Origin of the sequence: Curtobacterium sp. MCPF17_047, from assembly GCF_003234045.1 — a bacterium.
Classification (GTDB): Bacteria; Actinomycetota; Actinomycetes; order Actinomycetales; family Microbacteriaceae; genus Curtobacterium.
Genome location: NZ_QKSF01000005.1, coordinates 14,717 through 36,054, shown reverse-complemented (window position 1 = coordinate 36,054; position 21,338 = coordinate 14,717). Strand labels below are relative to the sequence as shown.

The 21,338-nt window shown below is 71.4% G+C and carries 23 protein-coding genes; 5 read left to right on the top strand and 18 right to left on the bottom strand.

What is annotated here, in order from left to right:
- Nucleotides 1–159: 159 nt before the first annotated feature.
- The gene (locus DEJ33_RS06570) at nt 160–1,206 is read left to right on the top strand and encodes an NAD(P)-dependent alcohol dehydrogenase (protein ID WP_111194502.1); all 1,047 of its coding nucleotides are present in this window, start codon (nt 160–162) and stop codon (nt 1,204–1,206) included.
- 245 nt (nt 1,207–1,451) lie between these two features.
- Nucleotides 1,452–2,414 carry an AraC family transcriptional regulator gene (locus DEJ33_RS06565; protein WP_111194501.1) on the top strand — a complete coding sequence of 321 codons (963 nt, stop codon included), beginning with the start codon at nt 1,452–1,454 and terminating at the stop codon, nt 2,412–2,414.
- Between the two features lie 87 nt (nt 2,415–2,501).
- On the opposite strand, the gene DEJ33_RS06560 is transcribed toward DEJ33_RS06565, so the two are convergent.
- The 4 genes from DEJ33_RS06560 to DEJ33_RS06545 all read right to left on the bottom strand — a co-directional run bounded on the left by DEJ33_RS06560 (nt 2,502) and on the right by DEJ33_RS06545 (nt 6,535).
- Entirely contained in the window at nt 2,502–3,926 is a 1,425-nt protein-coding gene (locus DEJ33_RS06560) for a hypothetical protein (protein WP_111194500.1), read from the bottom strand.
- Complete coding sequence (locus DEJ33_RS06555; protein ID WP_111077399.1) at nt 3,916–4,749, bottom strand: TIGR03943 family putative permease subunit; 834 nt, start codon at nt 4,747–4,749, stop codon at nt 3,916–3,918. The genes DEJ33_RS06560 and DEJ33_RS06555 overlap by 11 nt, the downstream gene beginning before the upstream one ends.
- Nucleotides 4,736–5,755: a permease gene (locus DEJ33_RS06550; RefSeq protein ID WP_181437262.1), complete on the bottom strand. Its 1,020-nt coding sequence runs from the start codon at nt 5,753–5,755 to the stop codon at nt 4,736–4,738. The genes DEJ33_RS06555 and DEJ33_RS06550 overlap by 14 nt, the downstream gene beginning before the upstream one ends.
- Before the next feature lie 201 nt (nt 5,756–5,956).
- On the bottom strand, nt 5,957–6,535 hold the full coding sequence (locus DEJ33_RS06545) for a TetR/AcrR family transcriptional regulator (RefSeq protein WP_111194499.1): 579 nt from the start codon (nt 6,533–6,535) through the stop codon (nt 5,957–5,959).
- Nucleotides 6,536–6,625: 90 nt separating this feature from the next.
- On the opposite strand from DEJ33_RS06545, the gene DEJ33_RS06540 reads away from it, so the two are divergent.
- Together DEJ33_RS06540 and DEJ33_RS06535 are read left to right on the top strand one after the other, a co-directional pair.
- Complete coding sequence (locus tag DEJ33_RS06540; RefSeq protein ID WP_111077397.1) at nt 6,626–6,940, top strand: multidrug efflux SMR transporter; 315 nt, start codon at nt 6,626–6,628, stop codon at nt 6,938–6,940.
- The gene (locus DEJ33_RS06535) at nt 6,940–7,296 is read left to right on the top strand and encodes a multidrug efflux SMR transporter (protein WP_111194498.1); all 357 of its coding nucleotides are present in this window, start codon (nt 6,940–6,942) and stop codon (nt 7,294–7,296) included. The genes DEJ33_RS06540 and DEJ33_RS06535 overlap by 1 nt, the downstream gene beginning before the upstream one ends.
- A gap of 186 nt (nt 7,297–7,482) precedes the next feature.
- On the opposite strand, the gene DEJ33_RS06530 is transcribed toward DEJ33_RS06535, so the two are convergent.
- Entirely contained in the window at nt 7,483–8,622 is a 1,140-nt protein-coding gene (locus tag DEJ33_RS06530) for a CE1758 family FMN-dependent luciferase-like monooxygenase (protein ID WP_111194497.1), read from the bottom strand.
- A gap of 112 nt (nt 8,623–8,734) precedes the next feature.
- Complete coding sequence (locus tag DEJ33_RS06525) at nt 8,735–9,640, bottom strand: phosphatase PAP2 family protein (protein WP_181432826.1); 906 nt, start codon at nt 9,638–9,640, stop codon at nt 8,735–8,737.
- A 220-nt stretch (nt 9,641–9,860) separates the two neighbouring features.
- Between DEJ33_RS06525 and DEJ33_RS06520 the strand changes: the two genes are divergently transcribed.
- Complete coding sequence (locus DEJ33_RS06520; protein ID WP_181432827.1) at nt 9,861–10,379, top strand: DUF4383 domain-containing protein; 519 nt, start codon at nt 9,861–9,863, stop codon at nt 10,377–10,379.
- A 447-nt stretch (nt 10,380–10,826) separates the two neighbouring features.
- Here DEJ33_RS06520 and DEJ33_RS06515 read toward each other — a convergent pair whose 3' ends face one another.
- From DEJ33_RS06515 to DEJ33_RS06460, 12 genes are all read right to left on the bottom strand, one after another.
- Complete coding sequence (locus DEJ33_RS06515; protein ID WP_111194496.1) at nt 10,827–12,152, bottom strand: ATP-dependent RecD-like DNA helicase; 1,326 nt, start codon at nt 12,150–12,152, stop codon at nt 10,827–10,829.
- Complete coding sequence (locus DEJ33_RS06510) at nt 12,149–14,191, bottom strand: cytochrome c oxidase assembly protein (protein ID WP_111194495.1); 2,043 nt, start codon at nt 14,189–14,191, stop codon at nt 12,149–12,151. The genes DEJ33_RS06515 and DEJ33_RS06510 overlap by 4 nt, the downstream gene beginning before the upstream one ends.
- A gap of 130 nt (nt 14,192–14,321) precedes the next feature.
- Nucleotides 14,322–14,609: an HU family DNA-binding protein gene (locus DEJ33_RS06505; protein ID WP_110823157.1), complete on the bottom strand. Its 288-nt coding sequence runs from the start codon at nt 14,607–14,609 to the stop codon at nt 14,322–14,324.
- 306 nt (nt 14,610–14,915) lie between these two features.
- Nucleotides 14,916–15,221 (bottom strand): 30S ribosomal protein S14, encoded by a 306-nt coding sequence (gene rpsN / locus DEJ33_RS06500; RefSeq protein ID WP_110823155.1) that lies wholly within the window; start codon nt 15,219–15,221, stop codon nt 14,916–14,918.
- Between the two features lie 3 nt (nt 15,222–15,224).
- Nucleotides 15,225–15,395, bottom strand: a complete 171-nt coding sequence (rpmG, locus tag DEJ33_RS06495; protein ID WP_110905119.1) for a 50S ribosomal protein L33 — start codon at nt 15,393–15,395, stop codon at nt 15,225–15,227.
- Nucleotides 15,395–15,631 carry a 50S ribosomal protein L28 gene (gene rpmB / locus DEJ33_RS06490; RefSeq protein WP_110905118.1) on the bottom strand — a complete coding sequence of 79 codons (237 nt, stop codon included), beginning with the start codon at nt 15,629–15,631 and terminating at the stop codon, nt 15,395–15,397. Before rpmB ends, rpmG begins: the two co-directional genes overlap by 1 nt.
- A gap of 308 nt (nt 15,632–15,939) precedes the next feature.
- Nucleotides 15,940–17,388: a lipase maturation factor family protein gene (locus DEJ33_RS06485; protein WP_111194494.1), complete on the bottom strand. Its 1,449-nt coding sequence runs from the start codon at nt 17,386–17,388 to the stop codon at nt 15,940–15,942.
- A 69-nt stretch (nt 17,389–17,457) separates the two neighbouring features.
- Complete coding sequence (locus DEJ33_RS06480; protein WP_111194609.1) at nt 17,458–18,144, bottom strand: alpha/beta fold hydrolase; 687 nt, start codon at nt 18,142–18,144, stop codon at nt 17,458–17,460.
- 10 nt (nt 18,145–18,154) lie between these two features.
- The gene (locus DEJ33_RS06475; RefSeq protein WP_111194493.1) at nt 18,155–18,577 is read right to left on the bottom strand and encodes a Fur family transcriptional regulator; all 423 of its coding nucleotides are present in this window, start codon (nt 18,575–18,577) and stop codon (nt 18,155–18,157) included.
- Complete coding sequence (locus DEJ33_RS06470; protein WP_111194492.1) at nt 18,574–19,494, bottom strand: metal ABC transporter permease; 921 nt, start codon at nt 19,492–19,494, stop codon at nt 18,574–18,576. The genes DEJ33_RS06475 and DEJ33_RS06470 overlap by 4 nt, the downstream gene beginning before the upstream one ends.
- Nucleotides 19,494–20,387, bottom strand: a complete 894-nt coding sequence (locus DEJ33_RS06465) for a metal ABC transporter ATP-binding protein (RefSeq protein ID WP_110905114.1) — start codon at nt 20,385–20,387, stop codon at nt 19,494–19,496. Before DEJ33_RS06465 ends, DEJ33_RS06470 begins: the two co-directional genes overlap by 1 nt.
- The gene (locus DEJ33_RS06460; protein ID WP_111194491.1) at nt 20,384–21,292 is read right to left on the bottom strand and encodes a metal ABC transporter solute-binding protein, Zn/Mn family; all 909 of its coding nucleotides are present in this window, start codon (nt 21,290–21,292) and stop codon (nt 20,384–20,386) included. Before DEJ33_RS06460 ends, DEJ33_RS06465 begins: the two co-directional genes overlap by 4 nt.
- Nucleotides 21,293–21,338 lie beyond the last annotated feature (46 nt).

Below are 21,338 nucleotides of genomic sequence, written 5' to 3'. Positions count from 1 at the left end.
GCGGACCGCACCCCGTGCGAGCACCGGCGCGGCAGCACGCCACGCCTGCCCGGGCAACCCGAAGGGTGTTCCACCCGTACCTGTCACCTGTCGCACAACCGGAGCAGGATCGAGGGTGGGCCGCACCCGGCCCGACATCCCCACCCCACGAGGAGACCCTTGCGCACCGTCAACGCGTACGCGGCACCGTCCGCGACCGAACCGCTCGTCAAGACCACCATCGAGCGCCGCGACCTCCTGCCGGGCGACGTCATGATCGACATCGCCTACGCCGGCATCTGCCACTCCGACATCCACACCGTCCGCGGCGAGTGGGGCCCCATCCAGTACCCGCAGGTCGTCGGCCACGAGATCGTCGGCCACGTCTCCGAGGTCGGATCGGACGTCACGAAGTACGCCGTCGGTGACCTGGTCGGCGTCGGCTGCATGGTCAACTCCTGCGGCGAGTGCGAGCAGTGCCTCGCCGGCCAGGAGCAGTACTGCCTGAAGGGCAACACCGGGACCTACGCATCCGTCGACCGCGCCGACGGCACCATCACCCAGGGCGGCTACTCCCAGGCCGTCGTCGTCGACCAGGACTTCGTCCTCCGCGTCCCGGAGTCGCTCGACATCGAGAAGGTCGCACCGCTGCTCTGCGCCGGCATCACGCTGTACTCGCCGCTGCACCACTGGAAGGCCGGCCCCGGCATGCAGGTCGCGATCGTCGGCCTCGGCGGCCTCGGTCACATGGGCGTCAAGATCGCCGCGGCGCTCGGCGCCGAGGTCACGGTCCTGTCGCAGACCACCTCGAAGCAGGCGGACTCGCTCAAGTTCGGCGCGAAGGCCCACTACGCGACGAAGGACCCGGAGACGTTCGAGAAGCTCAAGGGCTCGTTCGACCTCATCATCAACACCGTCTCGGCGACGATCGACATGGGTGCGCACCTCAGCCTGCTCAAGGTCGACGGCATGATGGTCAACGTCGGCGCCCCGTCCGAGCCGCTCCAGGTCCCCGCGTTCGCGCTCCTGCCGGGCCGTCGCAGCTGGGCGGGTTCGTCGATCGGTGGCATCCGTGAAACCCAGGAGATGCTCGACTTCTGCGCCGAGCACGGCATCCTGCCGGAAACCGAGCTGATCAGCGCCGACCAGGTCAACGAGGCCTACGAGCGCGTCCTCTCCTCGGACGTCCGCTACCGCTTCGTCATCGACGCCGCGACGCTCGCGTAACGACCCGCGCCGTCGTCGTCCCGCACGTCGACAGCCGGTCCACACCGGAACGGGAGGCCCGTCACCAGCTGGTGACGGGCCTCCCGTTCCGTCGTCCACCCGGCTCCACCTCGCCGTCCCCCGATCCGACCGCGAACCTGACCGCGACCTCGACATCCGCGTGCCATGATCCGCGGAGCGCCGTCCCGCGACCACAGCTCGCCCGACGGCTCGCGCGCGACCGCCGTCCGGAGGATGGTGGGGACATGACCAATCCGGAGACCTCGGCGCCCACCGGTGCCATCGTCGCCGTGTCGGGCAACGACACCGGTGGCGCCATCCAGGACCTCGCCGGCATGTACGCCGGCCGGACCTGGTACTCCTCCCCCGTCGACCGCGACTACTGGTACAAGTACGTCGGCGTCGGTGACGACCGGATGAGCATCCGCCGATCGCAGATGCACGGGTACCTGCGCGGCGACGTCGCCGTCGAGGGTGAGGTCGTCGTCCAGTGGATCGACGCCGGCCGGGCGCGTGTGGACGTGGGGCGTGACGAGGTCCGGATGGAGCCCGGCGTCCCGGCGCTGTTCCCGATCGAGCGCCGGTTCGAGATGGAGTACGAGGACTGGGACCAGCGACTGGTCCACCTCGACCGCGACCTGGTCCTCGACGTGGCCGCCGAGCGGTACCTGGTCGACGGCACCCTCGGCTTCGACCGCTCCGTCACCCCGACCGATGCCGCCGTGCAGGCGTGGCGCAGTTCCGTCGCAGGCGCGGTCCGGGCCCTCCGCACCGAGGGGTCCGCGTCCCTCGCGTGGAACGAGGCGCAGCGTGACGTCGTCCGTTCGCTGTTCGGGCTGTACCGGTTCCAGGGCGAGGCCCAGCCGGACGGCTACGGCGAGCGTCGCAACACCCGCCTGCGCAAGGCCGTCGAGTTCCTGCACGAGCACGCCGGCGAGCCGTTGACCGTGTCGGACATCGCCCGGGCGGCGGACCTCAGCGTCCGTGCGCTGCAGGAGTCGTTCCAGCGGACGCTCGACCGCACGCCGATGAACTACCTGCGCGAGGTCCGACTGCGCCAGGTCCACGACGACCTGGTGGCTGCCGAGCCGGGAACCGCGTCCGTGGCGGACATCGCCTCACGCTGGGGGTTCACGCACATGGGCCGGTTCTCGGGCGAGTACCTGCGGCGCTTCGGCGAGTACCCGCGGCAGACGCTGCGGAAGTAGCGGCGGTCGCACGTCCGGATCCACGTCCGGTTGTCGGTCCGTTCCCGGGTCCGGTTGGTCCGGTTGGTCCGTTCCCGGGTCCGGCTTTCAGCCGACCTCGTCGCCCGTCGGCAGCGCGGTGCACCAGTCGATCGCGGTGCCGGCCAGGGAAGCCTGGAGTGCACCCGACGTGGTGTCCACGACGCTGACCAGCGCGCCGCCGGCGGAACGTGTCGCCACCGCGGCGAACTGGCCGTTCGGTGACGGGCAGACCGCGGTGACGCTCGCGTCGTCGGGGATGGTCACCGCCAGCCGGGAGGCCCCTGCCCCGTCCACCCGCATGATGCGGGCCGCCAGGGTGCCGTCGTCGCGGGTCGAACCGACGAGCCGCAGGTACCGACCCTCGGCGAGCGGAGCGATGCGTCCGAGGTAGGGCTGATCGGTGCTCGCCGCCGGGGTGGGCAGCGGGGTCCGGTCGCCGTCCGTGAGGTCGAGCTGCACGATGCCGGTGCCGGTCTCGACGACTGCGGTCGTGCCGGAGCCCACGAAGCCGTGCAGGTACGTCGCAGAGCCCAGTCGGACGGCTTCGTTGCGACCACCCATGTCGACGAGCACCAGGTCGTCGGCGCCCGTCCGGACGAGGGCGCTCGCGGTGCGCGGCACGTAGGCCCACTGGGCGACCGAGAGCGGTGTCGCCCCGACCGCCGGTCGGCCGTCCGGCCCGACCGGCTCCGGTTGGTGCGTGCCCGTCAGGTCGACGTCGTACAGGCCGACGTCCTCGGACCGACCGGAGGACGTGTCAGCGTAGACGAACCCGAACGATGCGCCGTCGTCGGCGGCGTGCAGGGCCTTCGCCGTCCCGACCGGGCTCGGCATCGACAGCCGTTCGACGGGGACCGCGGGGTCCTGGACGCCACCGGCGAGCGGCACGATGTCGATCGCCGAGTGGCCCGACGTGTCGTTCCGGAGCACGACCAGGGAGCGGGCGAGGACCGCGTACTCCGCGATCCCCGACGCGCGGTACACGGTGCGGGTGCCGGCGGCGCCGAGGTCCCGGCGGATGATCCGGTCCGGGTCGCCGTCCCCGCCGGGCAGCACGGCGAGGACGTCGGTGCTGCCGGTGCGGATCGTGGTGCGGAGCTCGGAGGCGGCCGCCTGCCCCGGGGCGCGGACGCCGCGGACCGTCAGCGTGTAGTCGCGGTCGTACCCGAGCGGGCCGGCGAACTCCACGGCGACGGTGTTGCCGCTCGACGTGACCGAGAACGCTGCCGCAGGACTCACGCGGACCGCAGACGCCGGGACGCGCTGCACCGCCTGGTTCGCGGTGAGGATCACGCGCTGGGCGGGCCGGGTGACCAGGTCGCCGGCGTCGTACGACACCGACCGCAACCGGGGGCCCTGCTGCGAACCGACCACGGCGGCGAGCGCTGCGACGACGGTCAGGACGACCACCACGGCCAGGAACCGACGGCGGAAGCGGTGGGTGACCGGACGTCGCGGGCGGACGGCACCCGGCTCGGCGTCAGTACTCATACGGGTCCGAGGGCTGGCCGACACGGGTGACCGTCGCGGCGCGGATGACGAGCCGGGCGTCCGAGGACGTGTCCGGGTTCGCGGCGAGGGCGCCCTCGACCCGGACCCACTGGTTCTCCGGCGACGGCGTGCCGTCCGTCGTGACACCGATGCCGACGGGCTGGGCGTCGACCGCGCAGCAGCTGACGACGAACCGGGTCAGCGTGAAGGTGTCGTCAGAGCCGGGCACGACGAAGCCGGTGAGGGTGAGCTCGCGGCCGACGAGCGCCGTCGTGTCGGTGCTCTGCCGGATGAGCGCGGCCCAGTCCTTCACGCCGTAGCCCGAGGTGTCGACCGACTCGCTGCCGAGGAGCGACACCGGCGCCCCGGCACCCGTCGCGTCGGACAGCGAGGCCGACCCCACGCTCCGCTGCTGCGCGGTCCGCGCGGAGAGGGTCGTCGGGGGCAGGACGAGCATCGCGACGACGGTGCCGATCGTGACGAGCGCCGCGACCGAGCCGAGGACGACGTGCAGGAGGCGACCACCGCCTCCCGGCCGGGGTTCCGGGTCCGCGTCGTGCGTGTGGCCGCCGTGGCGGGCGACCACGACGAGGCCGGCGACCGAAGCGGGCACCGCGACGGCCGCGAGCACCAGCGTGAAGACGGCGTACCGGGGGTTGATGTAGAGGTCGAGGTGGTCGGCGAGCCCGAGCCAGAGCGTGCCGAGGGCGACGGCCAGGACGGACCCGAGGCCGAGCAGTGCCCGACGCGTCGCGGTGCGGTCCGCGTGACTGGCGGCGGCACCGTGCTCGTGCCCGGCCGGGCTGCGGTCAGACGAGGACATTCATCACCAACCCGACGGTCGCGGCGAACAGGACACAGACGACAGCGAGCAGCACCAGGAAGCGCGCGCGGAACGTCGTGCGGAGCAGGGCGATCATCTTCACGTCGATGATCGGCCCGATGATCAGGAAGGCGGTGATCGACCCGGGCAGGAACGTCGACGCGAAGGACAGTGCGAAGAAGGCGTCGACGTTCGAGCAGAGCGACACCGTCATCGCCAGGAGCATCATCGCGAGCACCGACAGCACCGGGTTCGACCCGACCGCGACCAGGGCGCTCCGCGGTACCGCGACCTGGATCGCCGCCGCCAGCCCGGCACCGACGAACAGAGCCGGCATCATCGTCGCGGTCTCGCCACCGAAGTGGGACGCGCTCTCCCGCCACTTGTCGCGGACCGGCGGGGCGCCGACGGCCGCGCGGCAGCGGGCCTCGAAGGCGGGCAGGAGCAGGTCCGCCGGGCGGCGGTGCGCGGCGACGATCCACCCGACCAGGTTCGCGACGACGAACCCGCCGACGATCCGCGCGGGCAGGATCCACCCCGACCAGCCGAACGCCTGCGCGGTGCTGATGATGACGAGCGGGTTGAGGATCGGTGCGGCGACGAGGAACGTGACCGCCTCGGCCGGGGTGAACCCGCGGAGCATGAGCCCGCGGGCCAGCGGGACGTTGCCGCACTCGCACACCGGGAACAGCATGCCGATCAACGAGATGACCGCACGCCGGGGCATCGGCCGCGTCGGCAGGATCCGTTCGAGGACCCCGTGCGGGACCCAGACCTCGACGACGATCGACAGTACGATGCCCAGGACCACGAACGGCAGCGACTCGACGACGACGCTGATGGCGAGCGTCAGGAAGTCCTGCACGACGTCCGGCAGGCCCGCGGTCCCGACGGCCGGCGAGAGCACGCGGACGGCGAGGAGCGCCACGACGGCGGCGAGGACCAGACCGGGGCCGGTCAGGCTGCGCGGGCGCGTCGTGACGGGGCGGGCGGGGGTGCTCGTCACCCGGACAGGATAGGGGGCGTCGGCGTCGCCGGCCTGGAGGCCCGTCCTGCCCCGGCGGATCGGCGCCGGTCCGGCAGGGCGGGGCCGGGCCGGTCCGGGGCTGCGCCGGTCCGGCAGGGCGTGGCAGGTCCGGGGCTCCGCCGGTCAGGCCTCCCGGTCCGGCTCCCCCGGCCGGGGCTGCGCCGGTCAGGCCTCCCTCGGTCAGATCCGGGCGACTCCGTCGACGTGTCGGTCGAGGACGTCGATCGCCCAGTCACCCGATTCGCCCGGTGCGAGCCGGGCGACGTGCATCGCGAGGCCGTCGAGCAGCGCGTGCAGTCGGCAGGCCTCGTACTCGCGGTCGGCTTCGGGCACCCCGATCACGCCGAGGACGCGTTCGCACCACTCGCGCATCTCGACGACGACGCGGTCGAGCGTCGGCCGGAGCTCGACGTCCGTCAGTGCCGCGTTCCCGAGGGCCAGGTACACGTCGAGCTCGATCACGCGCTCGTCGTCGAGGGGCAGCAGCTCGACGAGGACGGCCCGCACCCACTCGCGGGGCGGCAGGTCCGCGGGGATCGCCTCGATGCGCTCCCTGGTCCGGTCGAAGACCGAGGCGATCGCGTGCTCCCGGACGCTCGCCTGGGTCGGGAACGCGTAGCGGACGGTGCTCGGGGGCAGTCCGGCCTCGGCGGCGACGTTCCGGACGGACAGGCCACCCAGGCCGTCCCGGGCGAGGACCCGACAGGCCGCCGCGGACACGGTGCGACGGCGTTCCTCGAGGTCGATGCTGCGCGACATGCACTCATGGTCGCACGCTCGTACGACTTCGTGCTAGAACTGGACGGCAGCAAGTCGCACAGTCGTACGACTTCGGATCGGAGGAACACCATGGCATGGGTCATCCTGGTGCTGTCGGGCGTGCTCGAGGCCGTCTGGGCCACCGCGCTCGGGGCGTCGAACGGGTTCAAGCGGGTGGTGCCGACGATCGTCTTCGTCGCCGGCATGGGCCTGAGCATGGTCGGGCTCGCGTTCGCCATGAAAGAGATCCCGGTCGGCACCGCCTACGCGGTGTGGGTCGGGATCGGCGCCTCGCTGACGGTCGTCGTCGCGGTCCTACGGCGGCAGGAGGCCGCGTCGCTCGCCCGCATCGCACTGGTCCTCGGTCTGGTCGCGTGCGTCGTCGGTCTCAAGGTGGTGAGCTGATGCCCTGGGTCGTGCTGTTCGTCAGCGCCGCGTTCGAGACCGTCTGGGCCACCGCGCTCGGGGCCAGCGACGGCTTCACCCGCCCGGGGCCGACGCTGGTCTTCGCGGTCACCATCGTGCTGAGCCTCGGAGCGTTCGGGTACGTCCTCAAGCAGATCCCGATCAGCACCGCGTACGCCGTCTGGACCGGCACCGGAGCGGCACTCACGGTGCTCTGGGGCATGGCGACCGGCGCGGAGCCGGTCACGCTCCTCCGCCTGCTGTTCATCGCGGGCATCGTCGGCTGCGTCGTCGGCCTCAAGCTCGTGCCCGCACGCCCCGCGCGCCCCGCCGACCCTCGGGACGTCCGGCGCTGACCCGCGCGGCTTCCGGGACGCGAAAGCGACAGATCGCCGCGAATGCTTCGCGGCGATCTGTCGCTTCGGCGGAGGCAACGAGCACCCGGGTTGCGACGCGCACCGGGGTCGAGACGCGCACCGAGGCCGAGTCGCGCGCCGGGACGGGTGGCGAGCCTCCCGTCCGTCAGCTGGTCACCGGCCCGTTCAGACGGACGCGCCGGTCCACTCGTCGACGGCGGCCACGTGGTCAGCACCGGCCGTGCCGGACGCGCGGGCGGCGACGACGCGCTCCAGGTGCGTCGGCGGGTTCGACGGCACGTGCTCGGGCCGGTCGGACTCGTTGATGCGGCGCAGCTCCGGGACGATGTCCTCGGCCAGGATGTCGATCTGCTCGAGCACCGTCTTCAGCGGCAGGCCGGCGTGGTCGATGAGGAACAGCTGGCGCTGGTAGTGCCCGACGTGGTCCTTCATCGTGGCGTACCGGTCGATGACCTGCTGCGGCGAACCGACGGTGAGCGGGGTCTGGGTGGTGAAGTCCTCCATCGACGGGCCGTGTCCGTAGACCGGGGCGTTGTCGAAGTAGGGACGGAACTCGTCGACTGCGTCCTGCGAGTTCTTCCGCGCGAAGAACTGCCCACCGAGGCCCACGATCGCCTGGTCAGCACGCCCGTGTCCGTGGTGCTCGTAGCGCTGCCGGTACAGCCCGACCATCTGCTCGGTGTGCTGGATCGGCCAGAAGATGTTGTTGTGGAAGAACCCGTCGCCGTAGTAGGCGGCCTGTTCCGCGATCTCGGGCGTGCGGATCGACCCGTGCCAGACGAAGGGGGCGACGCCGTCGAGCGGGCGCGGGGTCGAGGTGAAGCCCTGCAGCGGCGTGCGGAACTGCCCCTGCCAGTTGACGACCTCGTTCTCCCAGAGCTGGCGGATCAGTGCGTAGTTCTCGACCGCCAGGTTCAGGCCCTGCCGGATGTCCTTGCCGAACCACGGGTAGACCGGGCCGGTGTTGCCGCGGCCCATCATCAGGTCCATGCGGCCGCCGGAGATGACCTGGAGCATCGCGTACTCCTCGGCGATGCGCACCGGGTCGTTCGTGGTGACGAGGGTCGTCGACGTCGAGAGGGTGATGTCCTTCGTCACGCCGGCCAGGTAGCCGAGCATGGTCGTGGGGCTCGAGGCGACGAACGGCGGGTTGTGGTGCTCGCCGGTGGCGAAGACGTCGAGGCCGGCCTGGTCCGCGTGCTGCGCGATCGTCAGGATGTCCCGGACGCGCTGGGTGTCGTCCGGCGTGGTCCCGGTGGTGGGGTCGGTGGTGACGTCGCTGACTGTGAAGATCCCGAACTGCATGATGTGCCGCCTCGTCTGTCGCTGACTCGTCGCTGTTCTATGCGTTTGCATCGAACTGACGGTTACAACGTAGCGCAGGCGGGAGCATTCCCGCCACTGCCACCGCCCCCGTTCAGATGCGGACGGGAGGCGCGTCCGCGCTGGTCGTCGGCGGCACGTGGTGCATGCCATCGGCCAACCACACCGCCGTGATCACCGCCAGGACGCTGGCGGACGAGGCCAGCCGACCCGCCAGCAGCATCGCGCCGTGCTCTCCGTCACCGAGGGTCCCGACCAGCAGCGCGACCACACCGACCGCCAACGCGGCGGCCACGGCGACGAGCAGCACGACCGTCACCGCGCGTCGCGGTCCCCGGCGTCCGTCACGGTCGCCCCGGGCGCCGCGGTCCACCTGCGGTCCGACCGCCCGGACGAGCCCGAGCCAGAACAGCGCGACCGCGCAGGCGCCGATGATGTCGCTCACCCGGTGCCACCCGTAGACGACGGTCTGGTTCGCGACGAACACCGCGTAGACGGCGCCGACGAGCAGCACCAGCGGCCGGAACCGCCGCGGCGTGACCATCAACACGGCGAACAACGCCGCGAGGGCGATGGTCGCGTGCCCCGACGGGAACGAGTTCGGCGTCGTCGACTGAGCGATCTCCGGGCGCTCGGCGATACGCTTGAGCAACGTCGAGGTGGCCGCGGACGCGAGCACCACGAAGCCCGCTCCGAGCCCCACGGCGAGCCGCCTGCGTGCGAACGCGACGGCGGCGATCACGACGACCAACAGCAGGATCACCGGCACCGAGATGACGTTGAGTGCGGTGTCCGACCCGAACAGGTCGGACTCGCGGACACCGCCGAGCGCGGCGTCCTCCACCCGCTGCCCCAGCGGCGTCAACACGGCGACCGCGTAGACGGAAGGCACGATCACGAACCCCAGAGCCGCGAGCAGAGCCCACCGGAGCCTCCGGGAGACGCTCGGTCCACGCCCCTCGTCGACGGACTCGGGGGCGGTGCGCTCAGGCGTCCGCATCACGGGCATCGTCCTCCTGGGGGTCATGGTGGTCGGCCTCGTCGTCGGTCTGCTGCGCGGGAAGCGATTCGGTCGCTCGGGGTCCGACACGATACCGTTGGGGCACCCGTCCGAAGCTGGGAACGCCGGCCTTCGCAGCAAGGCCACGGCCGTCCTGCAGCAGGTCTCCGGACAGCGTGACACAGGTCGGTCCGGCACCGGAGCGCGTGCCGCTGACAGTGTGCGTGACCAGCGCGACGGCGGGCAGTCGTACAGCGCGATCGTCGCGCAGGAAGAGGAGACCGAAGTGGCCGTCAAGGAACCGAGCATCATCGCCTCGCCGAACCGCGCGTTGGCGATGACCGCCGGCACGCTCTTCGCGATCTGGGGCATCCTGGGCTTCTTCTTCGCCCAGGACGGTGGCGGAGCGTTCTTCAGCCGCTCCGGTGGGTTCCTCTGGAACGCGTTCGGGCTCAACCCGGCCCTCTGCGGGCTGTGGACGATCCTGGCCGCCGCGTTCTTCATCGTGGGCCTCGGCAACACGATCGGGTCCCGCACGGTGAACCGGGTCATCGGTGTCGTGCTGCTCGTGCTCGCCGTCTACGGGTTCGTGTTCTCGAACACCTCGGCGAACGTCCTCGCGCTGAACACGACCGACAACGTCTTCCACGCCATCGTCGGCGTCGTCCTGCTGCTCACCGCGCTGGGTGCCGACAAGGAGAACATCCGCGCACTGCGGGCAGCGGGCGCCCGCGCCTGACCTGCTCACCTCCGACGCCCGTCTGCCGCTCCGGCAGGCGGGCGTCGTCGTTCGTGGGGTGCGTGCGGCGCGGCCAGGTCGCGCGACGCGCCGCCGGCCCCTCGCCGAGGTCGCACGACCTCCCGCCGGCCGCCCGTCCAGCAGGCACATCGTGCGACCTCGACGGACGCGAGCGGCACGTCGAGCGACCAGGCGACGCGAGCGGCAGCTCACCCGCCCACCTACCGACGTCGCACGAACCGCCGCCGGGCAGCCGTCGACGTCGCACGAACGGCCGCCGGCCGGCCGCCCAGCAGGCACATCGTGCGACCTCGACGGACGCGAGCGGCACGTCGTGCGACCTCGACGGACGCGAGCGGCACGTCGTGCGACCTCGGCACCGGCCCGTCGAGGCCGCAGGGAGCGCGGGGGCGCACCACGGACGGAGCGGGCCGGCTCGCGTCGGCGTCAGGCCTCGGGTGCGTCCGAGGGCTCGGCGGCGGGCTTCGGCGGCTCGAGCTGCGTCGCGACGACGCGCGGCGACTCGGACATGAACCGCCGCACGTCGAGGTCCACGATGATGTCCGCCGGTCGGAGCGGCCGCGTCAGGTACAGCCCGTCCAGGGACGTCAAGCGCGACAACGCCACGTACGTCTGCCCGGCGCTGAACACCCGGTTGCCGAGGTCCACCACCGCCCGGTCGTAGGTGCTGCCCTGGGACTTGTGGATCGTCACGGCCCAGGCCAGGCGCAGGGGGAACTGCTGGAACTCCCCCACCGTGTCCTTCTTGAGTTCCTTCTTCTCCGGGTCGTACGAGTACTTGAACTTCTCCCACACCGACGGCTGGACCTCGAAGTCCTCACCGTCGACGCTGACCCACACCGTGTCGCGGATGCTCCGCACGATGCCGAGCGTGCCGTTCACCCAGCGCTGGTCCGGGTCGTTGCGGAGGAACATCACGTGGGCGCCGGGCTTCAGCTCGAGGGCTTCGTCCGCCGGGAAGTTCCGACCGCCGAAGTCGCCGTTGACGTCGGCCTTGGCGGTCTTCAGCTTGCCGGGCAGCCGTTCGAGGGCGGCTTTGTTGATCCGGGCGACGGTGTCGTTCCGGGTGGCGAGGGTGATCGCGTCGTCGGGGGCAGGACGGGCGCCCGCTTCGTTGAGCCGCTGCGCGACGTCGGCGGTGACCCGGCCGTGGCGGACGGCGGTGAGCATCGCGGCGAAGGCATCGTCCCGCTGCCGGTGCACGGTCGCGAGTTCGATGATGTGGAGCTGGGCCTCGAGCCACACCTTGGCGTCGAAGAACCACATGGACCGGTAGTGGTCGGTGAAGTAGGCGCGCTCGTCACCGTCACCCGGTACCGGGGGCAGCTGGTACGGGTCGCCGAACATGACCACCTGGACGCCGCCGAACGGCTCGAACTGCCGTCCGCGGGCCTTCCGCAACGAGCGGTCCATGGCGTCGAGCAGATCGGCGTTGACCATGGAGACCTCGTCGATGACCAGGGTGTCGATGGTGTTGAGGAGTTTCCGGGTGTCCGGGCCCTGCCGCAGTTCGGCGTCCGCGATGAGGCCGATCGGCAGGCGGAACAGCGAGTGGATCGTCTGTCCGCCGACGTTCAGCGCCGCGACACCCGTCGGGGCGCAGATGACGACCTGCTTCTCGGTGTTCCAGGACAGGTGGTTGAGCAGCGTGGACTTGCCGGTGCCGGCTCGTCCGGTGATGAAGACGTGGTCGCGCGTCGACTCGATGTACTCGAAGACCGCCCGCTGTTCGGCGGAGAGCTCGACGCTCATCGCGCGCTCGATCCGCTCGCGACGCCGCTGTCGCCGACCGCTGTCGCGGTGTCGGCGTCCGGGAGGCTCGTGGGCACGTCCGCCGGGGACGCGGCCGCCGGTGCGATGGGCTGGTCCTCGGCCCCGCCGACACCGCCGCCGACACCGACCCCGGCACCCGGACGGGTCCACAGGCGCACCGCGCCGACGACGACCACCGCGACGACGACGAGCACACCCGCGACGATCAGCAGCGCGCCTGCCCGGGCCTGGTCGACGAGCGGGTCCGGGCCCCAGGTGCGCCCCATCGCCCCGAACCAGGACGCCTGCAGCAGCCCGAGCGGCCCCTGCATCGCGATGCCGAGCGAGATGGTGGCCGCCGCGACGACGACCGCTCCGACGGCACGCACGAGGAACGCCGCTGCCGACGGCCGCCGGGCGCCGAGGGCGATCGGCGTGAGGAGGGTCGGCAGCGCCAGGAGCCCCACGAGCAGGAAGACCAGGTCCACCACGGTCCGGCCCATGGCGTCGCTGACGGACCAGCGCAGCACGTCGGTCGCGTACAGCCCCCACCAGATGCCGGCGAGCAGCAGGAACGCCGGGAACGGCTGGACCAGGTACCGCACGACGGCGTTGTCGACGAAGACCGTGGTCCACTCGGCCACGCCGGCGCTGTCGTCCGTTCGCGGGTGGACGGCTGCCCGGATGAGCTGCACGGGCGCCGCGGCCCAGACGAGGGCGGGGACGACCAGCCCGAGCAGCACGTGCGCTCCGACGTTCGCCGACACCAGGAAGCGGTCGTAGGTGTGCAGCGAGCCCGAGGTCGCGACGACGAGCGCCACCACCGCGATGCCGGCGGACACCGAGCGGCGGAGGGGCCAGGAACGCCCCTGTCGACGCAGACGGACGACCCCGGCGACGTAGGCGGCCACGAGCAGCACGGCGGCCATCAGCCAGAACAGGTCGACGTTCCAGTTCGTCAGCCAGCCCCAGGACCCCGGCGCCGCGGGGAGCGGGTCGTCGGTCAGGACCTCGGCCGGGCTCGGGTCGCTGGTCTTGCTCAGCGCCAGCTGCCCCGCGGGGGTGGCGGTGCGGCCGAGCGCGGCGGCGAAGCCCGACGCGACGCCCATCACGGCGAGCTCGACCACGACGAGCGTCCAGAAGGGCCGGACGCGCGCGGGTGCGGCGGTCAGGGCGGAGATCACCCGGCGGCGGTGCATCGCTCCGATGACGCCCATCGCGACGATCGCGGCCACCTTGACGAGCACGAGCACGCCGTACGGGCTGCCGAGCTCAGCCCAGGCCCCGATCCGGATCTGGGCGGACACCACGCCGGAGACGCTCACGAGGACGAAGCAACCCAGCGCGACGCTGGAGTACCGGCCGACGACGGCTGCGAGACGCTCGCCGGGGACGACGTCACGGACGAGGACGAGCATGACGAGCCCGCCGACCCAGAGCGCGGCACCCACCAGGTGCAGTCCGAGTGCGGTGACCGCGGCGTCGTGGCTGGCGGTGCCGGCCGCATGGCCCTGCTGTGTCAGCGGGACGAGGCCGATCAGGGCGACACCGGCCGTCAGCGCGACCATGCCCCGGGATCGCACGGCGAAGCAGAGCACGGTGACCGCTGCCGCGACGAGCACGGTGGTGAGCCAGGCGAGACCGAGGTCGGTCCCGGTGAGGAAGACGCCCATCGACTGGCCGAACTTCGCGTCGAGACTGACCGCCCCGCCGGCGACGCTGAGGTAGGTGAAGAAGGTCGTGACCGCCGAGGTCACCGTCCAGACACCGGCTGCCGCGGCGGCCACGTCGATCGCGCGGTCCCACTCCGGTGCCGTGCGGGAGAGTCCGATCGTCGCGAGGGCGAGCCCGCCGATGGCGGCTGCGGCGGACAGGTCGACGAGCATCCGCGCGATCGGGAGCCCGAAGCGGACGACCGCACCGGGGTCGGCGATGAGGGCGGCGTCGGCACCACCGCCGACGACGAGCGCCACGAGCAGGGACACGAACGCCGCGAGCAGCAGGACGCCGGGGCCGGCGATGCGCGCGATGCGGTTCACCCGTCAAGCCTAGGCGCTGCCCAGCGCGCCACCGAAACAACGCGGGCCGACCTGTGGACGGTGGACGGGCCTCCCGGGAACGACGGAAGGGACGGCGCGAACGCCGTCCCTTCCGTGGAGCTGAGTGGTCTTACTTGACCGACGCCTTGAGCTTGCTGCCGGCGCTGACCTTGACCGAGTCGCTCGCGGCGATCTCGATGGCCTCACCCGTCTGCGGGTTGCGGCCGGTGCGGGCGGCGCGGTGGGTCTTCTCGAAGGCGATCCAGCCCGGGATCGTGACCTTGGTGTCGTCCGCGACGGACTTGCCGACGACGGCGAAGAGCGCGTCGACGACGCCGTTGACGGTGGCCTGGCTCTGGCCGGACTCGGCGGCGACGGCAGCGACGAGCTCGGTGCGGTTCAGTGACTTGTCAGCCATTGGATGTCCTCCTCGGACTTCTTGCGTATGGGTCGGACGCGGAACGTCCGGATGCTGCGGGACGGTTGCCCCGAGCGGTGGGCCCGGTCGGGCCGAGGGCCCGGGGAACCGCTGATGAACCTACCAGCCGGTTCCGGGGTTTCCGGTCGACCCGCCCGGTTTTCCGGGCCTCTCCGGTGACAGGAGGGGCTGGAGTGACCGATGTGACGACCGTGGTGCTGCCCGGGTCGGCGGATGACGTCCCGCGGACGACGACGACGCCCCCGCGACCTCGAGAGGTCGCGGGGGCGCCGGGAGAACTGGTGCTTACCAGGAGCTCTTCGTGATGCCGGGGAGCTCGCCACGGTGGGCCATGTCACGGAAGCGGACACGGCTGATGCCGAACTCACCGAGGTGGCCGCGGGGACGGCCGTCGATGGCGTCGCGGTTGCGGTAGCGGACCGGCGACGCGTCGCGGGGCAGCTTCTGCAGGCCGACGCGGGCGGCCTCGCGGGACTCGTCGGTGCCGTTCGGGTCCACGAGGGCCTTCTTCAGCTCGAGGCGACGCTCGGCGTAGCGCTCGATGATGACGGCGCGCTGGTTGTTCTTCGCGATCTTGCTCTTCTTCGCCATGGCCTAGCGCTCCTCACGGAAGTCGACGTGCTTGCGGACCACCGGGTCGTACTTCTTCAGCACGAGACGGTCGGGGTTGTTCCGGCGGTTCTTCTTGGTCACGTACGTGAACCCGGTACCCGCAGTGGAACGGAGCTTGATGATCGGACGGATGTCCTGACCGCGCTTCGCCATCAGATCTTCTCCCCACGGGCGAGGATGCCCGCCACGACGGACTCGATGCCACGAGCGTCGATCACCTTGATGCCCTTGGCGCTGACGTTGAGCGTCACGTTACGACGCAGCGACGGCACGTAGTAGGTCTTCTTCTGCACGTTCGGGTCGAAGCGACGCTTCGTCCGACGGTGCGAGTGCGAGATGTTGTGTCCGAAGCCGGGAACGGCGCCGGTCACCTGGCACACTGCAGCCATGGTTTCCTCCTGATGAATACCGTGCAGCCGATCGGCTGCACCCAAGGTCACTTGCCTGGCACGCACGCGCTGCGCCGCCTGAGTGGAAGTCCACGACGGCGACGAGCGAGGGGGTTGTGCGCACCGCCCAGACCGGCAGTCGGGCCTGGAGGCTCGATCCGGTACCGCGCGACCGCGGCGTTCGCGACGGTCGGAGGGCAGAACAACGGGCACTCCACGATGAACGCAGAGAACCAGCCACCCACGTTACGCGACGGCCAGGCACCTCGCAAGCCGGGCGCGCCGCACGCCGGGCCTCCGGTCCGCCCTCACCGCCGGAGGCCGGACGGCGGCAGGAGGTACCCCTGTTCCTGCCGGATCCAGTACAGCCCGGTCTCCCGCCGTTCCACCCGGGTGGCGAACCGGTACCGGAACACCCGCGCCCGGACCCACCGCGGCCGCTGCCCGTCGAACGGGTCGTGCCGGAGCAACCGGAGCGTCGGCCGGTCCGCCTCGAGCAGCCGCAGCACGAACACCCGGAACCAGCCGTCGTCCGCACCGAGCGCCAGGAACCACATCAGCCAGTCGAGGCGCAGGTGGTACGGAGCGAACTGCCCCGGGCGGCGACGCGGGTCCCCCGGCTTGCCCTTGAACTCGTAGGGCAGCCAGTCCGCTTCGTCGGGGACCTCTGCCATGGTGCCCTCGACGATCACCTCGTCGCGCTCCTGCGTGACGCTGCCGAAGGCACCGTAGGCGTTGGCGAGGTGCCAGCGGTTGAACGACGCGTTCATGAGCTGTCGGCGTGACACCAGGTTCTTCGCCGACGGCCAGGACAGCACGAGCAGCAGCAGGCCGACCGCGACCGTCAGTCCGACGAACCAGGCCGGCGTCGCGGTCGGGCCGGTGTCCGCGATCCCGTCGAGGAACGGCAGCACCGTCGCGATCGACCGGTCATCGACGGCCGCGAAGGCCAGCACCAGGGTGATCCAGTTGAGCCAGGCGAAGTTGCCCGACACCACGAGCCAGGCCTGGGTGAGCAGCACGAGCGCCGCGGCGACCGAGGCGACGGGCTGCGGCGCGAACAGCAGGAACGGCACCCCGAGCTGGACCACGTGGCTGCCGAGCGTCTCGAGCCGGTGCACGGGTCGGGGCAGCAGGTGGGCCCTGCGCGACATCGGGTTCGGCATCGGCTGCGTCTCGTGGTGGTAGTAGAGCGCGGTCAGGTCGCGCCACGACCGGTCCCCACGCATCTTGATCATGCCGGCACCGAACTCCAGCCGGAACACGAGCCACCGGATCGCGATGAGCACCACGATCGGTGGCGCGACCTGGTCGGAGCCGAGGAACGCCACGACGAACAGGGACTCGAGCAGCAGCGACTCCCACCCGAACGAGTAGAAGGTCTGGCCGACATCGGAGATCGACATGTACGCCAGCCAGAGCACGAGGAAGCAGAGCACCGGGACCCACGCCGGCCCCCGCTGCGGCAGGCCGACGACGATCGTCAGCGACAGCAGCGCCCCGCCTCCGGCCAGGATCCGCAGTCGTCGATCGGTGTACCGCCACCACCGCCACACGACGGGCAGGGTCTGCGCGTACCGGCGCTCCATGAACCGCGGGACGGGCAGGAGGCCCCGCTCGCCCAGCAGCGCCGGGAACTGCGCGATCGCCGACAGGAACGCCAGGCACGCGATCGCCGCGACCCCACGCTGCAGGACGAACCGGGCGACGTCGTAGTCGCCGGCGCCCGCCCAACTCGTCCACGCCTCGAGGTCCACGCGCCGGACGCTACCCGCGGGCTCCCTCGACGGCTGTCCGGACCCGCGCGGTCCGGCCGGAGCGCGCCCTCAGACGCCGTCGGTCGGGCGCGGTGCCAGCGCCTGCACGATCAGCGCACCGAGTTCCCGTGGTGCGGTGGACATCGGCCAGTGCCCGGTGTGCAGGCCGACGATCTCGAGCTCCTCGGTCGCGACGAGCTCGGCGGCCCAGACCTGGTGGTCCGCGACCATGCCGGCCAGCTCGTCCGGGGCGATCTCGCACGTGATCACGGTCGCCGGGATCCGGTGTCGTGCGGGGTCGGCGTAGTGGAACCGGTCGGACGCGACGCGAGCCGGTTCGGGGAACGCACGGCGTTCGACGTCGGCACGGATCTCCGGGGTCATGTCCCGCAGGGTCGCGGCTTCCCAGACGTCCCACGACGGCAGGGGCACCTGCCCGTCGACGACCGGTAGTTCGTCGTTGACGCATCCACCGTCCGGCCCGGGGAAGGTGTCGACGTAGACCAGGTGCAGCACCCGGTCGGGCCGCTGGTCGGCCGCCATGTACGCGATCGGCCCCGCACCGGAGTGCCCGACCAGCACGACCGGCTCCGGGGCGTCGTCCACCCGGGCGACGAGGTCGGCGACCTGTTCGTCGAGCGTCGACCCGCGTCGGGTGACGGCGTCGACGGTGTGGCCCGCCGCGCGGAGGACCGGGACGACGTCGTCCCATGCGCTCGCATCGAGCCAGAACCCGGGAACCAGGATCACGTGCATGTGGCGGAGACTACGCGCCGCCCCGGACAGCGGCACGCGCGGTGCACTCGGCACACTCGCCGAACACGTCCACGACGTGGCTGGCGTTCGAGAACCCGTTCGCGGCGGCGGTCGCGCGGGCCCACTCCTCGACGGGGTCGGCCTGGATCTCGACCGTCCGGCCACAGACGCGGCAGATCAGGTGGTGGTGGTGCTTGTCGGTCGTGCACGCCCGGTACAGGGACTCACCGTCCTGCTGCAGCGAGTCGGCGTCACCCTCGGTGGCCAGGTCGGACAGCGCCCGGTACACGGTCGCCAGCCCGATGGTGGAGCCGCCGTCCCGCAGGTGTGCGTGCAGCGACTGCGCGCTGACGAAGCCGTCGGTCTCGGACAGGGCTCCGCGCACCGCTTCGCGCTGCCAGGTGTTGCGTCGTGGCTTCTGGACGGCGTTCATGCTGCGACTCCTTGCTCCGGTACGGCCGGGAGGCCCGTCCCACGGTCGACCTGCTGCTCCCGCGCCGTCACGCGGTCACGTCCACGGCGGTCCCTGCGGGCGCCGAGCACCCGGCAGACGACCCAGATGAGGAACGAGATGGTGGTGACGTACGGACTGATCGGCAGTCCGCCGCCGAGGGCCAGGAGGATGCCACCGACCACCGAGGTCACGGCGAACACGACGGAGAGCACCGGCACGAGGACCGGGTTCACCGTCACCCGCAGTGCGGCGGCGGCCGGGGTGACCAGCAGCGAGAGCACCAGGAGCGCCCCGACGATCTGCACCGACACCGCGGTGGCCAGGCCGAGCGCGAGCATGAAGACCAGGCCGAGGGTGCGCACCGGGACCCCGGCGGCCGCGGCGACGTCGGGGTCCACCGAGGCGAACATCAGCGGACGCCAGATGACCACGAGGATGAGCACCACGACCGCGGCGATGGCCACGAGCATGCCGAGCTGCGGGTTGTCGACGGAGACGATCTGGCCGGTGAGCAGGCCGGTCTTGTTCGCGGCCCGGCCCTTGTAGAGCGCCAGGCAGAGGATGCCGAGGCCCAGGCCGAACGGCATGAGCACGGCGATGATCGAGTTCCGGTCGCGGGCCCGGCTGCCGAGCACCCCGATGAGCAGCGCGGCGACCAGGGACCCGACGACCGAGCCGCTGACGACGTTGACGCCGAGGAGCAGGGAGGCGCTCGCGCCGGCGAACGACAGCTCGCTGATGCCGTGCACCGCGAACGGCATGTTCCGGGCGACGACGAACGGCCCGATGAGCCCGCCGACGATGCCGAGCACGGCGCCCGCGATGATCGAGTTGCGCACCAGGACGAGCAGCTCGCCGTAGTCCTGGAACGAGAAGACGGTCGACCAGACGTCCATCAGATCCGTCCTTCGTCGGGGGTGGTGGCGTGCGGCGAGGGCTCGCAGTGGTGGTGTCCGTCGCCCGCGGTGTCGTGGGCGTCGCTCGCACCGACGATGACGATGCGGCCCATCGTGCGGACGACGTCGACGGGCGTGCCGTAGAGGTCACTGAGGACGTCGGCGCGCAGGACCTCGTCGGGGGCGCCGATCCGGAAGCGCCCGCCTGCGATGTAGAGGACCCGGTCGACGACGTCGAGGATCGGGTTCACGTCGTGGGTGACGAAGAGCACCGCGGCGCCCTGCTGTCGGCGCTGCCGGTCGATGAGCTCGGTGACGCCGCGCTGGTGCCGGAGGTCGAGCGAGATGAGGGGTTCGTCGCAGAGCAGCAGTGCCGGGTCGGCGGCGATGGCCTGTCCGACACGGGTGCGCTGCTGCTCGCCGCCGGAGAGCTCGGCGACGGGCGCGTCGGCGAACGCGGTCGCGCCGACCTCCGCCACGATCCGGTCTATGCGTTCGCGTTCGGCACGGCGTTCGGGTCGGATGCCCCAGCGGTGCCCGGTGACACCCTGCGCGATCATGTCGCGGGCACGGAGCGGGGTCCCGGAGTCCATCAGCCGCTGCTGCGGGATGTACCCGATCCTCCGGTGACCGCGCCGGACCGGGCGTCCGAGGAACGACATCGACCCGCTCGTCAGCCGCTGCTGGCCGAGGACGGTGCGGAGCAGCGAGGTCTTGCCGGCGCCGTTCGGCCCCAGCACGGCGACGAACTCGCCGGGCTGCACGTCGAGGTCGAGGCCGTCCCAGAGCCGACGACTGCCGTAGGCGAGCCCCGCGTCACGGAGTGCGAGCACGGCGGAACCACCACTGCGCGCGGCAGTGGCGGTCCGGTCCCGGTCCTGGAGGGTCGTCACTTCTGGAGTGCCGCCGTCACCGCGTCGATGTTCGCCTGCTGCCACGAGACGTAATCCTCCCCCTTCGGGAGCGTCTCCGTGACACCGATGACGGGGACGCCCGCCTGCTTCGCGGCCTTCTGGACCTGTTCGGTCTCGGGGCTCGAGGTCTGCTCGTTGACGGCGAGCAGTCTCGCCTCTCCGCTCGTGAAGAGCTTGAGCGTGTCGTTGAGCGCGGCCGGCGGGACGTCGTCGCCCTCCTCGATCGCCTCGGAGAAGTCCGGCGGCGTCACGTTGTCGAGGCCCATCGCGTCGAAGAGGTACCCCGGCACGGGCTCGGTGTACGCCACTTTCTCGCCGTCGACGGTCTTCTCGACCGAGGCGGTCTGCGACTCGAGCTCCTGCAGCTTGCCGGTGAGGGTCTTCGCGTTGGCCTGGAAGGTGCTCGCGTCCGCGCTGTCCAGCTTCGTCAGGCGCTCGGAGACGTCGGCGACGAGCTTCACCATCGTCGGGTAGCTGTAGAAGACGTGCTCGTTGAACTCGTCCGATCCGCCGGTGTCGAGACCCGAGAGCTCCACCACGTTGATCGTGGGGGCGTCGGTGTTCGAGGACTTCGCCAGCGTGGACATGAAGTCGTCGTAGCCACCGCCGTTCTCGATCAGCAGGTCCGCCTTGGACACGGCGAGCTGCGTCTTCGCGCTCGACTCGAACGAGTGCGGGTCCTGCGACGGGTCCTCGAGGATGCTCGTGACGTCGACGTGGTCGCCACCGATGCTCTCGACGATCGACCCGTAGACGTTGGTCGAGGCGACGACGCGGACCGTGCCGTCGCCAGCGTCGGTCGATCCGGAGGAGGTCGCGCACCCGGTCAGGGCGAGCGCGGCGGCGCCGGCGACGAGCGGCAGGGCGAGGAGTCGGGTGTGCATGGGGACGACGCTAGCGCCACATGAGAACGATTGTCAAAACCGGTAT